General features: G+C 68.6%; 10 protein-coding genes and 1 tRNA gene. 3 read left to right on the top strand and 8 right to left on the bottom strand.

The window, feature by feature from the left end; genetic code table 11:
- Window positions 1-18: 18 nt before the first annotated feature.
- Window positions 19-858: a helix-turn-helix transcriptional regulator gene (locus BN977_RS25790; protein ID WP_036402561.1), complete on the bottom strand. Its 840-nt coding sequence runs from the start codon at window positions 856-858 to the stop codon at window positions 19-21.
- 117 nt (window positions 859-975) lie between these two features.
- Between BN977_RS25790 and BN977_RS25785 the strand changes: the two genes are divergently transcribed.
- Window positions 976-1,908, top strand: a complete 933-nt coding sequence (locus tag BN977_RS25785) for an SDR family oxidoreductase (RefSeq protein WP_036402559.1) — start codon at window positions 976-978, stop codon at window positions 1,906-1,908.
- On the opposite strand, the gene BN977_RS25780 is transcribed toward BN977_RS25785, so the two are convergent.
- Complete coding sequence (locus tag BN977_RS25780; RefSeq protein WP_036404432.1) at window positions 1,901-2,692, bottom strand: transglutaminase-like domain-containing protein; 792 nt, start codon at window positions 2,690-2,692, stop codon at window positions 1,901-1,903. The genes BN977_RS25785 and BN977_RS25780 overlap by 8 nt on opposite strands.
- Window positions 2,693-2,944: 252 nt before the next feature.
- On the opposite strand from BN977_RS25780, the gene BN977_RS25775 reads away from it, so the two are divergent.
- Entirely contained in the window at window positions 2,945-5,167 is a 2,223-nt protein-coding gene (locus BN977_RS25775) for an alkaline phosphatase family protein (protein WP_051561904.1), read from the top strand.
- A gap of 8 nt (window positions 5,168-5,175) precedes the next feature.
- On the opposite strand, the gene BN977_RS25770 is transcribed toward BN977_RS25775, so the two are convergent.
- The 5 genes from BN977_RS25770 to pgm form a co-directional block, all read right to left on the bottom strand.
- Complete coding sequence (locus tag BN977_RS25770; protein WP_227456185.1) at window positions 5,176-5,871, bottom strand: hypothetical protein; 696 nt, start codon at window positions 5,869-5,871, stop codon at window positions 5,176-5,178.
- A 10-nt stretch (window positions 5,872-5,881) separates the two neighbouring features.
- A complete protein-coding gene (locus BN977_RS31585; RefSeq protein ID WP_051561902.1) occupies window positions 5,882-7,213 on the bottom strand; it encodes a PPE domain-containing protein in 1,332 nt (443 codons plus the stop codon).
- A 183-nt stretch (window positions 7,214-7,396) separates the two neighbouring features.
- Window positions 7,397-7,469 (bottom strand) — tRNA-Ala (locus BN977_RS25755).
- Between the two features lie 55 nt (window positions 7,470-7,524).
- Window positions 7,525-8,817, bottom strand: a complete 1,293-nt coding sequence (locus tag BN977_RS25750; RefSeq protein WP_036402554.1) for an MFS transporter — start codon at window positions 8,815-8,817, stop codon at window positions 7,525-7,527.
- Window positions 8,814-10,448, bottom strand: coding sequence for a phosphoglucomutase (alpha-D-glucose-1,6-bisphosphate-dependent) (gene pgm / locus BN977_RS25745; protein WP_036402552.1), 1,635 nt, complete (start codon window positions 10,446-10,448; stop codon window positions 8,814-8,816). The genes BN977_RS25750 and pgm overlap by 4 nt, the downstream gene beginning before the upstream one ends.
- 74 nt (window positions 10,449-10,522) lie before the next feature.
- Here pgm and BN977_RS25740 point away from each other — a divergent pair, with 74 nt between their 5' ends.
- Window positions 10,523-11,185 carry a hemerythrin domain-containing protein gene (locus BN977_RS25740; protein ID WP_036402549.1) on the top strand — a complete coding sequence of 221 codons (663 nt, stop codon included), beginning with the start codon at window positions 10,523-10,525 and terminating at the stop codon, window positions 11,183-11,185.
- Here the strand turns inward: BN977_RS25740 and BN977_RS25735 are convergent.
- Window positions 11,182-14,463 (bottom strand): ATP-binding protein, encoded by a 3,282-nt coding sequence (locus tag BN977_RS25735; RefSeq protein ID WP_036402547.1) that lies wholly within the window; start codon window positions 14,461-14,463, stop codon window positions 11,182-11,184. The genes BN977_RS25740 and BN977_RS25735 overlap by 4 nt on opposite strands.
- Between the last annotated feature and the right edge of the window lie 43 nt (window positions 14,464-14,506).

Here is a 14,506-nt window from a genome sequence, read left to right as displayed (position 1 = left end):
TACCCATGCGTGCTGAGCTCACACCGTCGACGGTGCACCGATCACCGACAACAGTTGCAGCTTCTCGTAGCTCTCGCTGCCCGGCGCGGCGGTGTAGACCAGCAGCGAATGTGACTCCTCGGGGTCGAGAAGGACCTGGCAGTTCAGCTCGAGTCGGCCCACCTCGGGATGCCGGTAGCGCTTGATCTCACGCGGCTTGATACCGATCTCGTGTGCGTCCCACAGCATCCGGAACTCGTCGCTCTCTGCGCTGAGAAGTTCGGCGAGCCCGGCGGCCTTCGACCCGGGGCCGCGCCGGGCGAGCACGGCCCGGAGCCCCGAAACGTACATGCGCGAGTAGAACTCGTGATCCTCGGGTGGATAGATGTCGCGTGCGCCGGGGTCGGCGAACCACCGGTAGCCGATGCTGCGGGACGGGCCGGTGTACCGGCACAGATCGCCGACGAGCGCGACGCCCAGCGGGGTTTGCCGCAACGTCTCCCCCAATTCGGTGACGATCTCGGCGGGGGTGTCGGTGAGCCGGTCGAAGATCCGCAGCATGCCCGGGCTGATGTGGTCGGTACCGGCGCCGCGGTCGGGTGGCTGGTGACCGGCCAGCCGGAAGAGGTGGTCGCGCTCGTCCCGGGACAGGTGAAGCCCTTGCGCGATCGAGGCGATCATCTGCGCCGACGGCTGCGGGCCGCGTTGCCGTTCCAGGCGTGCGTAGTAGTCGGCCGACATGTGGCACAGCGCGGCGACTTCCTCGCGGCGCAACCCACTGGTGCGACGGCGCCGCCCGCGGGGCAGCCCGACATCCTCCGGCTGCATCGCCGCGCGCCTGCGCGTGAGGAACTCCGCCAATCCCGCCCGATCGATCACCTGTCCAGTGTGTCCCCGTTCGGCATCGCGTAGCCACGGATCGTCAGTCCGTGGCTATCCGGCGCGTCGGCAACCAGTGTGATCGGTAGGCGGTAACACCACGACAGGAGACACCCGATGCCCCGCGCCCAGTACGACATTCCCATGCCCGACCTCTCCGGCAAGCGAGCGGTGGTGACCGGCGCGAGCGACGGTATCGGACTGGGCATCGCCACGAGGCTGGCCGGGGCAGGCGCCGAGGTGATCATGCCGGTCCGCAACCCGGACAAGGGCCGGATCGCCGTGGCCGGTATTCGCAAGCGGTATCCGCACGCCAAGGTGACGTTGGAGGACCTCGACCTGTCCGCCCTGGCGTCGGTGACTGCGCTCGCCGACAAGCTGCGCGCCGAGGGAGCCCCGATACATCTGCTCGTCAACAACGCCGGGGTGATGACCCCGCCGGATCTCCAGCGCACCGCCGACGGGTTCGAGCTGCAGTTCGGGACGAATCACCTTGGGCACTTCGCGTTGACCGGGCGCCTGCTGCCGCTGCTGAAAGCCGGGCGGGCGCGGGTCACCTCCCAGACCAGCGTGGCCGCCAAGCGCGGTGCGATCAACTGGGACGACCTCAACTGGGAACGCAGCTACGACGGCATGGCCGCGTACCGGCAGTCGAAGATCGCGTGCGGGCTGTTCGGCCTGGAACTCAGCCGCCGCAGTCAAGCGGCCGGTTGGGGAATCAGCAGCAACATCTCACATCCCGGCGTGGCGCCGACCAGCTTGCTCGCGGCGCGTCCCGAGGTCGGGCGGGCCCGGGACACGTTGGGGGTCCGGGTGATTCGGCGACTGTCGGCGCTGGGGCTGATGGTGGGAACCGTGGACAGCGCCCAGCTGCCTGCGCTGCTGGCCGCCACCGCGGGCCGCGACGGCGGGTTCTACGGGCCGCAGTGGCCGGGCAACGCCGGCGGTCCGCCTGGCGAGCACGCACTGTGGAAGCCGTTGTGCGACACCGCCAGCGCCGCACGGTTGTGGGCGGTGTCGGAGGAACTGACGGGTGTGGTGGTCAGCTGAGCGAGATCAACTCGTCGTGCGCGTCGAACGGCAGCGGTTCATTGGTGGTCGCGGTGACGACCATGTTGGTGAGTGTGATGGAGCCGCCGTGGTTGTCGAGAAAGGCCGTGTCGGCGGCGTCGCGTCCGGTCGCGATGCGGACCAATGTCTGGCGCGGCGCCAGGTAGGTGGCGTCGACGACGTACCACTGCCCGTTCACGAAGGCTTCGGCGACGGCATGGAAGTCCATGGGTACGCAGCCCGGCGCGTACACCGCGACGACACGGGCCGGGACGTTGACGGCCCGAAGCAGCGCGACGACCAGGTGAGCGTAGTCGCGGCATACGCCCGCCCCGGCCAGCAGCGTGTCCTCGGCGCCGTCGATGGGGTCGCTGCTGCCCGGGACGTAGCGCAACCGCGACCCGACCCACGACGAAATCGTCTCCAATAACGTTGCGGTGTCGGAGTATCGACCGAACTCGTACCCGGCGAAACCGAAGAATTTGTCCGACTCGGCGTAGCGGCTCGGCCGAAGGTACTGCGACAGGTCGTAGTCGGTGACCGGAGCGGGCTGGCTGCGGCCGGTGATGGTCGCCGCGTAGTCGACGCTGAGGCTGCCGACCCCGACGTCGAGTTTGTGGATCCGGTTGCCGTGCACTCCGGTGATCTCGGTCGCGAAGACCGTTTGCCCGTTCAGGACGAACGTCAGCGACTCCGCTACCTCGGCGCCCGGGTGTGGGGCCACGGCGATCTGGAACTCCAGAGCGGCCGGCTCGGTGATGTCCACGTCGAGGTGGGTGCCCACCTCGCGGATGAGGATGCTGATGGTTTCCGCCGATCCATGGTCGAGGCGGCGTGCCGACGGTGCCACGCCGAGGTGCGGGATTGCGGCTCAACCATAAAGGTTTGGACGGGCGCGTGCGGAACGGGTGAGCACTCCTGCCCCATCGTTACCAAGCCGTGGATACGCCTCCGTGCCGCAGCCCGAGGGGACTACCCTGACGTCAATTTCCCGCCGGCGTGATCGCGTGGTCCGGCCCTGGCGAAGGGAACCTCGATGAAGTGCTCACGGTATATCGGCCGCGTCGGGGCACTGGCCGTGTTCCTCGGCGTCGGCGCCGCAGTCACGATGCCGGACTGGGTGGCATCGGCCGAACCGCCGGCCACGAGCTCCACCCCTGCCGATTCCACGCCGGCCGCAGATGCGGTGGCCACCGGCGCGGCGGATCCCGGCGGGGGGACGGCGGATCCCACCGGCGCCGCGGCGCCCACCGCCGTGTTGCCCGCCGCCGCATTGCACGCGGCCGCGACGCACAAACACCGCACCGCCGTAGCGGATACCACCCCGAAGATGCAGGTCTCGGCCGACACCGCCACCACCTCGTCGACGCATCCGCCCAAGAAGACCAAGAAGCCGCCGGCCGATCCCAGCCCCACCGACGCCAAGCCCGCGCCGGCAACGGCGCCCGCCCGTCCGACACCGGCGGCGGCCACGTCGGCAACGGTGACGCCGACGGCCGAGCCTGCGGTGGCACCGTCGCATCCACCGACGCTGTTCGGCGAGGTGGTCACAGCGGCCAAACAACTCATCAAGGTGGCCCTGGGGCCCCTGGTGTCGACGCTGCCTTCGCAGGTACCCCCGCAGTCACCCGTGGTGTGGACGGTGCTGGCGTGGGTGCGAAAGGAGGTCGAACAGAATCTCTTCCCACACCAGGCGACGGCTGCCTGGTCGGTGACCAGTCCCAACCTGTTGGTGAATCCGAGTGCGGAAGTCGGTGATCCATCGCCGTCCGGCACGAGTTCGGTGACCATCCCCGGCTGGTCGGTGACCGGCACCCCGACCGTCATCGAGTACGGCGCCCAACGCCGCACCGCATGGCCCCTGTCGACACCGGGTCCGGTGTGGGGCAGCTATCCCAGCGTCCGGCCCTCACCCACCGACACGCAGTTCTTCGGCGGTGGGAACGTCGGCACATCGACCCTGTCGCAGACCGTGGACCTCGGCGCGGCAGCGTCGAGCATCGACGCCGGTACGGTGCCGTTCAAACTCAGCGGGTGGCTGGGCGGCGCATCGACCGACCCGTCCGCGGCGTCGATCACCGTGCAATTCCTGGCCGGTGACGGAACCTCCTTGGGAGTCGGCAAGATCGGGCCCGTCACCGCGCTCGATCGCTGGTGGCAGTGCGGGCTGCTCCAGCGGGACAAGTCGGGCGTCATCCCCGCCGGCACGCGCTCGGCGCAGGTGGTCGTCACGCTCAAGGATTCCAACCCCGCCGCCCTGGGCTACAACAACGCCTACGCCGACGACGTGTCCTTCACCGTCGGCGCCGCGCTGCCCGCGCCGCCGCCGCCCGCTCCCCCGGCGTCCACTGTCGGCGCGCTCGACCACGTGTTCATGGTGTACATGGAGAACAAGGGCTACGCCGATGTCGTCGGCAGCCCCAACGCCCCGTACATCAACAGCCTCGTCGAGACCTACGGCGTCGCGACGGCCTACTACGCACTGACCCACCCCAGCGACCCCAACTACTACCCGCTCCTGGGCGGATCGGACTTCGGCTTCAACTACAACTGCCCGACCGATTGTTTCGACCAGCACAATCTCGCCGACAACATCGAGGCCGCCCAGAAGACGTGGGCCGGATACGCACAGGGCATGTCACCGGCGGGACCGTACGTCGAGACCGCCGACTACGCACCCGAGGAACTGCCCTTCCTCGCCTATCGCGACATCTACGACGACCCCACCCGGGCCACGGCACACCTGTTCCCGTTGACCCGGCTGGCCACCGACCTGAGCTCGCCGACCACCACCCCGAACTTCGTCTGGTTCGCCGCCAACGAAGCCAACAACATGGAGGGCCCGGTCGATTCGGTGGGCGGCGTGTTGAGCTACGTCGTCAGCCTGCTGACCAATCGGCAGTACAACATCAAGGCAGGTGACACGTTCGTCCAGGACACCGTCTCGACGATCATGAATTCGACTGTCTGGCAAGATGTCACGCAGAAAAGCGGGATCTTCCTGACCTTCGACGAGGACAGCAACAACCTCTCGGTCGGTTTCGCCAACGAAGGCAACCACGTCGTGACGATCGTCATCCCGTCACCGGGTGCGGCGGCGGCCGGGATGCGGACCGGCAACTTCACGGTGGGCGGGTACGCCAACCACTACAGCCTGCTGCGCACCATCGAGGACTCACTCGGCCTGCCCACGCTCACCGCCAACGACGCGTACGCCCAACCGATGAACGGGTTCTGGAAGGCGCCGGTGGTCGTGTAGGCGACTGGTCAATCGGGGTAGCCGAGGGCGGCGCGGACCTGCCGGATGTGGTCGAGGCTGGGGCTTTCGGGTGTTCCCGGGACAGTGATGTACGTACCGCCGTCGGCGTGAGCGACTGCGATCTGCTCATCGAGGACAGCACTGTCCAGCGGTGTGCCGGCGCGCACGTAAGTCAGCCACCCGACGACGGCCTGTGGGGGCCTATGCCCTTGTGCGCGTTGAGTTGCCCGGGTTGCCACGGCTAGGTGGTCTGGCTCCCATGCGATGACGCAAGCGCTCAGGTAACGGGTAAGTGCGGCTTCGTCGGTGCCGTCAGAGACCTCAAGTAGTAGATGATTGAAAGGTTCTGGGTAGCCGACGAATCCAGCGCGCACCGTGTAATCGAAGAACTGCGGCTCGGTCGAACCCGGCTCGGCGAAGCCTTCTCGCGTGAACTTGATGTGCTGGCCTGGGCTGGTCATCGGCCCGTCGTTGACGCGCTCAGTGATCGCGGCGATTGCAGTTGTCAACGCTTGAATGTCGTCGATGTCAATGGGTACCAGGTCGCGGTAAGCGGATCCGGCTCCCTGCGGTTGCCACACACCCCAGGGGTGATAGACGTCTGGCTCGGCAGGCATCAGTTCGACTGAACGCTGCACGCGCTCAACGCATGACGGAAGGTCGTCGCTGCGGTTACCCCATCCCCCGATGAGTCTCAACGTCACGGTCACTCCCTCACGCTGCCGGTACCACGACGACGTGGATCCGGCTACCGTAGCCCGCGTCATCGATCATGTTTTCTACCACTTCAGCCAATCTCGGCTCAGCAACCCGCCATTCAACCGGGATCCCGGTCTGTTGCGACACCTGGAACTGGCGAGTGAGCTCGTTCGAAATAACCTCAGCCGCCTGCATGTTCGGCTTGAACTTGCCGTCGGATCCGATCATCCAGTCGTACCCTTTGCCTTTCGCTTCGACCAGCAGACCATTGGGACCGGCGTCAGGCTCGAATCCATCAAATGCAAGCGGAGGGCCACCGTCGCGAGGCACTTCGTATTCCATCCCGGACGGATAGCCTGTGGCCTGCTGCTCGAAGTCACGCCACTCACCACCGCGCCGCGATTTTGTCGTCCACTCACCGGGACCTTTCACCAGTTCGTGGGGAATCGTGGCGCTCTTGGCGATCAATGGCGGCGGAACGATAGGGTTACCAACGGAAGCGACGGCGGTCTTGATCCTCGCTTCGTAATCGGTGCCGGCTGTCTTCGCCTTATCCTTGAGTTCTTCGAACTTCACGCGGGCCGCGATGTAGCCGGCGAGTGAACCGATCCGCTGGGCGTTCTCCACGTCCTTGCGGGCATCAGCGAACTCGGCTGGAGTAGGCGTGTCGGTTCGCGCGTAGTCGTATGCCGCCGCGGCGGATTCGGCGGCCTTCGAGAGCCGGTCGCCCCATTCGGACGCGGATCGCATCCATCGTCCATGATCGCGTACGTTGCTGGCGGCATTGCTGGAGCTGTCGGGCCAGTGTTCGTCGATCGAGTCGGCGACGTGCGTGGTGCGATCACCGATATAGGTGACGTTGTCTGCGCCTTTACGCCAATGAGTCGAGAAATCGCGGACGCGACCGGACCCTTGACCGGAATGGATTGCACCGGCGAATGCCTCTGGTTCCATCGACTGGTCCAATACGGCTGGAATGTTGGCACGCGGCGGCTGCGGAGGTTGCGGCGGCAGCGCAGGCATAGCGGCCGCTGCCGCGGAGGCGGGGCGGCTCTGGTGGTCCACCTCGACTCGGCTGATCTGGAGAGCGCCATGGTCATCAGCTACCTCGAACATCACGCCCGCAGCAGTCACGATCGCCCCGCCATGCTCGCGGACGAGTTTGGCGTAAGCAAGTTTGTCGCAGAGATTCTCGTCGTGGCCCGTGAGAGCGAACGCCATGCTGGTCGACACCGGGTCGCCGGCCGGCGCTGGACAGCTCTCCTTCTGCGGAGCGTCTCCCAACGCCGCGAGATCACGACCGTCCCCCTGAAGCGAGTCAGCATCGACCCGCAGATAGCCCGCCAACCGTTCGTCCCCCCGCAATGACCGGTACCCCACCGACCCCCGGCTCGGGACGCTACCGCAGACGCGAAGGGCTCGCCGATCCTGATCCTGTCCGGCTCCTCACGGGCTTTCCGGGGCCGACATTCGCGAAGGCGTTCACACAAAAACCCGCCCTGACCGAGGCCAGAGCGGGTTTTCCACGAGTGGAGCTAAGGGGATTCGAACCCCTGACCCCCACACTGCCAGTGTGGTGCGCTACCAACTGCGCCATAGCCCCGTAACTTGTGCTCACCGAAAGTACACCACTCGTACCCCTGGTTCAAAACCGCTGGTCACGGGAGCTCACCGCCCGCCTCCGGCCCCAACGGACGGGCCGGCGTGTGCTCTTGCGCGGCCATCCCGCGGGTCTCGGGCGCGAAAACCCACGCAAGCGCGGCGACCAGCAGAATGACGCCGCTGATCACGAACGCCGACCCGAACGACACGTACTGGGCGATCTGCCCGACCGCCAACGATCCGATGATGGAGCCGACGTCGGACATCATCTGGTAGGCCGCCACCGCGGTGCCGGCCCGCGCCTTGCTGCCGACGATGTCGGCCACCGCGGCCTGCTGCGGTGAGGTGAACACCCCGGCGGCCGCCCCGGCGACGAACGCGGCCGCCATGAACAACGTCAGCGACGACGTCAGCCCGACCAGCAGGGTGGCCACCCCGGACACCGCGAGCCCCGTGATCAACGGCACCCGACGGCCCACCCGGTCGGACAGGTGACCGCTGGGGATCACCGCCGCGACGTTGCCGACCGCGAACACCGCCAGCGCCAGCCCCGCCATCCGCGGCCCCCGGTCGAGCACCTCGGTGACGAACAGCGGGACCAACGCGACCCGTAACCCGAACACCGACCAGCCGGTGGCGAAGTTGGAGAACATCGCCGCCAGGTAGGCCCGGTTGCGCACTACCGTCCGCACCGTCACCGTCGGCCCGTCCCGTTCGGCCGGCGCCGCGAGCGGGGAATGCCGCAGGCTGACCCAGACCACCGCGGCGGCCACCAGCAGCGCCACTCCGTAGATGGCGAACGGCGCGGACAGTCCCAGCCCGGCGGTCAGCGCACCCAGCACCGGCCCGCCGACCGATCCGACCAGGAACGCGCTGGAGAACATGCCGGCCACCCGGCCGCGGGCGTTCTCCGGCGAGATGCGGATCATCAGCCCGAGCGAGGACACCGTGAACATCGCCGACCCGAACCCGCCGAGCGACCGGAACACCAGCAGTTGCCAATACGTCTGCGCGAACGCACACGCCCCGGTGGACACCGCGACGATCAGTAGGCCGGTGAGGTAGACCCGCCGCTCCCCCAGCTTCTGCACGAAGATGCCCGACGCCGGCGCCGCGCACAGCCGCATCAACGCGAAGGCGGTGATGACGAACGTCGCGGCGCTGATGCTGACGCCGAAGTTGCGGGCGTACTGCGGAAGCACCGGCGCGACGACGCCATACCCCAGGGCGATCACCGCATTGGCGGTGATCAGGACCCAGACTTCAGCGGGCAGCTTGGACTTCTGGGGCGCCGTACAGTGCTCGATTTGCTCCTCGCGTCCGCAGTCGCCCTCCGTAACAGAACTCACCCGATGACTGTATTCACCAGCTCCTTGGCGGCCTGCTGCACCTCGGCGAGATGCTCGGCGCCCTTGAACGACTCCGCGTAGATCTTGTAGACGTCCTCGGTGCCCGACGGCCGCGCCGCGAACCAGGCGTTCTCGGTGGTGACCTTCAGTCCGCCGAGGGCCGCGCCGTTACCTGGTGCGGTGGTCAGCTTCGCGGTGATCGGCTCACCGGCCAGTTCGGTCGCGGTGACCTGCTCGGCCGACAGCTTGGCCAGCCGCGCCTTCTGCTCACGGTCGGCGGGTGCGTCGATGCGGGCATAGGTCGGTGCGCCGTATTTGCCGGCCAGTTCCGCGTAGCGCTGCGACGGGGTGGACCCGGTGACCGCCAGGATCTCCGAGGCCAGCAGCGCCAGGATGATGCCGTCCTTGTCGGTGGTCCAGGTGCTGCCGTCGGTGCGCAGGAACGATGCCCCGGCGCTTTCCTCACCCCCGAATCCGATTGAGCCGCTGATCAATCCGTCGACGAACCATTTGAACCCGACCGGCACCTCGACCAATTTGCGGCCCAGGCCCGCGACCACCCGGTCGATGATCGACGAACTCACCGCCGTCTTGCCGACCGCCGTGTCTGGGGCCCAGCCCGACCGGTGGGTGTACAGGTAGTCGATGGCCACCGCGAGAAAGTGGTTCGGGTTGAGTAGCCCACCGTCGGGGGTGACGATGCCGTGCCGGTCGGAGTCGGCGTCGTTGCCGGTGGCGATCTGATACTTGTCCCGGTTGGCGATGAGTGAGGCCATCGCGTTTGGCGAGCTGCAGTCCATCCGGATCTTGCCGTCGGTGTCCAGCGTCATGAACCGCCAGGTGGCATCGACCAGCGGATTGACCACCGTCAAGTCCAGCTGGTGCCGTTCGGCGATGGCACCCCAATAGTCCACGCTGGCCCCACCCAGTGGGTCCGCGCCGATCCGGATGCCCTGCGCACGGATGGCATGCAGGTCGACCACATTGGGCAGGTCCTCGACATAGGCGTTCAGGTAGTCGTGACGCTGCGCGCTCTGCAGCGCCCGGGCCAGCGGCACCCGCTTCACGTCCTTGAGGCCGTCACGCAGAATCTCGTTGGCGCGCTTGGCGATCCACCCGGTGGCGTCGGTGTCGGCGGGTCCGCCGTTGGGCGGGTTGTATTTGAAGCCGCCGTCGCGGGGCGGGTTGTGTGACGGGGTGACGACGATCCCGTCGGCGAGGTCGCCCTCCCGGCCCCGGTTGAAGGTCAGGATGGCGTGGCTGATGGCCGGGGTCGGGGTGTAGCGGTCGGCGGTGTCGATCATCGCCACCACGTCGTTCGCGGCCAGCACCTCCAGCGCCGAGGCCCACGCCGGCTCACTCAAGGCGTGGGTGTCGCGGCCGATGAACAGCGGGCCGGTGGTGCCCTGGCCGGCACGATATTCGACGATGGCCTGGGTGGTGGCCACGATGTGCGCCTCGTTGAATGCCCCGTCCAGGCTGGAGCCGCGGTGCCCGGACGTCCCGAACACCACCTGCTGGGCGATGTCCTCGGGGTCGGGCACGACGGTGTAATACGCCGTCACCACGTGTGCGATATCGATCAGGTCGGATGGGTCTGCCGGCGTACCGGCACGTGGATTGGCAGCCATGCCCACGATTCTTGCGTACTTGCCGCAAGCCTGCCGCAAGTGCGTCACAAGTACGGCGCGACAACGTATCCGACATGAACAGTTCCGCACGATCAGCCCAACAGACCACCGTCCCCGACCTGTCCGGTATCACGATGGCGCACCGCGCGATGATCGCCGACGTCGGGCGGCTGGCCGCGCTGCTGGATGCCGTCGCCCAAGGCACTTACACCTGCTCCCACCCCAAGGACGTCGACCGCTACATCCGGTTGCTGTGCGATTCCATCCACCATCACCACACCGTGGAGGACGAGGTGCTCTGGCCGATCGTGACGGCGTCGGCGGGCAGCTTCGTCGACCTGTCCGAGCTTGTCGACGACCATGCCGCACTGGACCCCCAGCTCGATCGCATCCGGGCGCTGTCCACCGCGTTCCGCACGGCACCGGGCCAGCCCACCGCGGCTCCCCTGGCGGCCGCCCTGGCCGACCTGCACCAGTTGGTGTGTGAGCACATCTCCGATGAGGAGCGAACGGTGTTCGCGGTGATCCGCGACCACGTGTCGGTGGCCGACTGGGCGGTGGTCGAAAAGGCCGCGAAGCGCGCCGGCAAGATGTCGTTCGACGGTCCGCGCGTCATGAACGTGGCGACCGCGGAGGAGTTCGCCGCGGCCGCGGCCGCGGCCAACCCGCTGCTGATCGCCTTCATCAAGCTGATGATGCGCCGGCACAACCGTTTCGAACGCCGGGTTTTCGGCTAGAGCAGGGCGGCCGCCTCGGCGGCCAGCCGACGCGTCAGCTCCGCGGCGGCGGCCCGATAACGGGCCGCGGCTGCGGTGTCACCGTCGGCTTCGGCCAACACCGCCAGCGCCTCGTCGACCGGACCGGTCAGCAGGGTGCCGTTGTCCAGGCCGGCCATCCGCCCGCGGTAGGGCATCAGCTCCCCGGCCACCTCGCGGGCCACGGCCAGGTCACCCATCCGCACCGCGGCATGCACTCGCAGGGTTGCCATCGCCACCCAGTAATAGGACCGTTCGAGCGGAACGCGCTGTGACCAGACCTCCCGCGCCTCTGCGGTTCTACCCACCGACATCAAGGCCAGCGCCGCCCCGTCGGCCATCGTCACCGACACCGTGCGGTGCAGCACCAATAGTTCGTCGGCCATCGGCCCGAGATCGCCCCGGGTCAGCGCGGCGCTGACCCGGCCCACCAGACCGACCAGCACACCGTTGGCCACCCCGTGTTCGGCCAGCTTGGCACCGGCGGCCAGATACCGGGCCTCGCCCTCGTCCGGGCGTCCGGCCAGCACCGTCAGCTGCGCGGAGTAGGCGTCCAGCACGCCCAGCAGGTAGGCCAGCTGGCCGGTGGCTGCCCGGGCCACCGCCTGGTCGACGTGGTGCAGTGCGGTGGCCAGATCGGATCGACCGGACGCCGCCAAGAACAGCAGCCAGTGCCCCACGGCCTGATAGTCGACGGCACCGCAGTCCTGTGCGGTGCGCAGGAATTCGGCGAACACGGCGTCGCGTTGGTCGGCCAGATCCGGCCCCAGACAGGCAAAAGCCCGCACGTTCAGGGCTGCGCACAGCAACCGGGCATGCGTATTCGGGTCCTGCGCGTACAGCGCGCGGGCCAGTTCGAGGGCCTCGGCGCTGGCCGCCATCGCCGTCGCGTGCTCGGCGCCCTCCACCTCTTTGAACAACGTGATCAGTAGCCGCGCCCGCAGGTGCGGCGGGTGGTCGAGGGTCAGCAACCGACGCAGCGGATCGACGATCACCGGATCGATGTGGTCACCGGTGCGCAACCGCCACACCAGCGGGCTGTCCAGCGCGGTCATCGTCTGCACCAGCAGGTCATCGTCGGCGGCGGCAAGGGTGACGGTCCTGTTCAACTCCTCGCGCGCCGAGATGGCGTCACCGGCCCGCGCCAGCGCGGAGATCAGACCGCAGCGCGCCGGGACGGCCCGCTGCGGTTCCGCGGCGGCCAGTTCGAGCATCCGCACCGCGGCCCGCCATTGCCGCGCGGCCTCGCCCGGCGCACCCATGGCGTCGGCCTCACGAGCGGCGGCGGTCGCGAATCGGGCTGCCTCACCGGCGGTCTCGGTGGTGGCGGCGGCCACCGCATGGTAGGCCAGCGTGGCGGCGTCGGCGCCACGCCCGCGCAGCACGGCCAGCGCGGCGGCGTGCAGTCGGGTGCGCCGCAGCAGCGAGGTGTCGTCGTACAGCGTGTCACGGATCAGACTGTGCGCGAACCTGATCCGGCCCGGCGCCGGCTCGTCGAGCAGGCCGGCCAACACCGCGGGTTCCAGCGCGTCCAGCATTTCGTCCCCGCTGTGCGCCAGCTCCTCCAGCAGATCCAGCTCCACCTCGCGGCCCAGCACCGCGGCCTGGCGCAGCGCGGTGGCGGTCTGTCCGGGTAGCCGGGCCAGCCGGCGACGCACCACATCACGCACGCCGGCCGGGACACCGGCATACCCGGCGGCGGGACCCTCGGCAGCCATCAGCCGCGCCATCTCGCGCACGAACAGCGGATTGCCATCCGTCCTGTCCCGCAACAGTTTCAGGGTTTCTGCCGTCACCGTGGGCAGGCCGCAGTCGGCGGCCAGTTCGACGAGCGCCGCGTCGTCCAGTCCGCCGAGATGCACATGTGCGGCCGTGACATTGGCGAGTGCCGCGCGCGCCATCTCGAGTTCGGCACCGGATTCCGATGGACGGTAGGTGCCCACGGCGAGCACCGGTTGGGCCCCGAGCCGGTCGGACACCAGGCGCAGCAGTTCCAGCGTCAGGCCGTCGGTACGGTGCAGATCGTCGAGCACGACGGCCAGCGGCTGGGCGGACGCGGCCCGGCCCAGCACATCGGCCAGGGTGTGCGCCAGCCAGAAGGCGCCACCCTCCGGTGCGGGTGCGCCCGCGTCGTGCAGCAGCGGTGCCAGCGCCGCCGCCGCCGTGGGGTCCAACCCGGGGCGGAACGTGCCGAGCACCTCCGTCCAGGCCCAGCCCGCCGGCGCACCGTCGACCTCGGGGCACCGCCCGAGTGTCACCAGCCAACCGGACTGGCGCAGGGTCGCGGCGGCGGCGTCGGCCAGTGTGGTCTTGCCCGCACCGGCCTCCCCGCCGATCCACACCACCTTCAGTCCTTCCCGGCAGGCGGCCTTGGCGGCCGAGGCGATCGCGGCGAGTTCGCCTGCCCGACCACGGGTCCGGGGCATCGCCGACGCCGGCACCGCGGGGGCCGGCAGCACGGCGGGAGCCACCGCGATCGGCTCGAGGTGATCGGCCTGGCGCAGGATGTCACGCTCCAGGTCGCGCAGGGCACGGCCGGGTTCCAGACCGAGTTCATCGGTCAGGTACTCCCGGGTGCGGCGCAACACCTCCAGCGCGGCGACCTGTCGTCCGGCGCGGTAGTGCGCGGCGGCCAGCAGACACGCGGCGGTCTCCCGGCCCGGATGGTCGCGGGCGTGCGGTTCCAGCAGCCGCACCACGACGGCGTGCTGTCCCAGCGCGGATTGGGCGCCGGCATAGGACTCCACGGCCGACAGCCGCAGCTCGGTCAGCCGGGCCACTTCTGGCGCCGCCCAGAAGGTGTCGGCCACCTCCACGTACGGATCGGCGACCCATCCGGCGAGGACATCCTCCAGCTGGTCCGATTGCGACTCGGCCGCAACGGTTTTGGCTTCCAGCGCCCAGATGTCGACGGCGTCGTCGGGTAGCCGCAGGCAGTAACCCGGTGCGGCGCTGACGATCACCTGCGCCGCGGCGCGACGCTGCCGTCCCGGTTCGAGCACCCGGCGCAGATGAGAGATATAGGCCTGCAGCGCGGCCAGCGCCTTCGGTGGTGGTTCGCCTTCCCAGAGGTCCTCGATGAGGCGATCCACCGACACCACGTGACCGTGCGCCAGCACCAGCCGGGCCAGCACGGCGCGCTGCTTGGGACCGCCGAGATCCACCGACCTGAATTCCCCGGTCGCTTCGCTCCTGCCCGCCGGCTCGCCCTGCACCCATGCACGGACCGGGCCCAGTACACAGATCCGCACAGCTGTCATGGTGTGCCCAACATAACGTTCCCAGCGGCGGGCTACATACTGA

Origin of the sequence: Mycolicibacterium cosmeticum, assembly GCF_000613185.1 — a bacterium.
In the GTDB taxonomy this organism is placed as follows: Bacteria; Actinomycetota; Actinomycetes; order Mycobacteriales; family Mycobacteriaceae; genus Mycobacterium; species Mycobacterium cosmeticum.
Note: the sequence above shows the minus strand (reverse complement) of the source record. Positions and strands in the feature narration are given on the sequence as shown.

Excerpts from the sequence above, each read along its gene's own strand:
- BN977_RS25775 (WP_051561904.1), top strand. The coding sequence starts at position 2,945 with ATGAAGTGCTCACGGTATATCGGCCGCGTCGGGGCACTGGCCGTGTTC.
- pgm (WP_036402552.1), bottom strand. The coding sequence starts at position 10,448 with ATGGCTGCCAATCCACGTGCCGGTACGCCGGCAGACCCATCCGACCTG.
- BN977_RS25735 (WP_036402547.1), bottom strand. The coding sequence starts at position 14,463 with ATGACAGCTGTGCGGATCTGTGTACTGGGCCCGGTCCGTGCATGGGTG.
- BN977_RS25740 (WP_036402549.1), top strand. The coding sequence starts at position 10,523 with ATGAACAGTTCCGCACGATCAGCCCAACAGACCACCGTCCCCGACCTG.
- BN977_RS25785 (WP_036402559.1), top strand. The coding sequence starts at position 976 with ATGCCCCGCGCCCAGTACGACATTCCCATGCCCGACCTCTCCGGCAAG.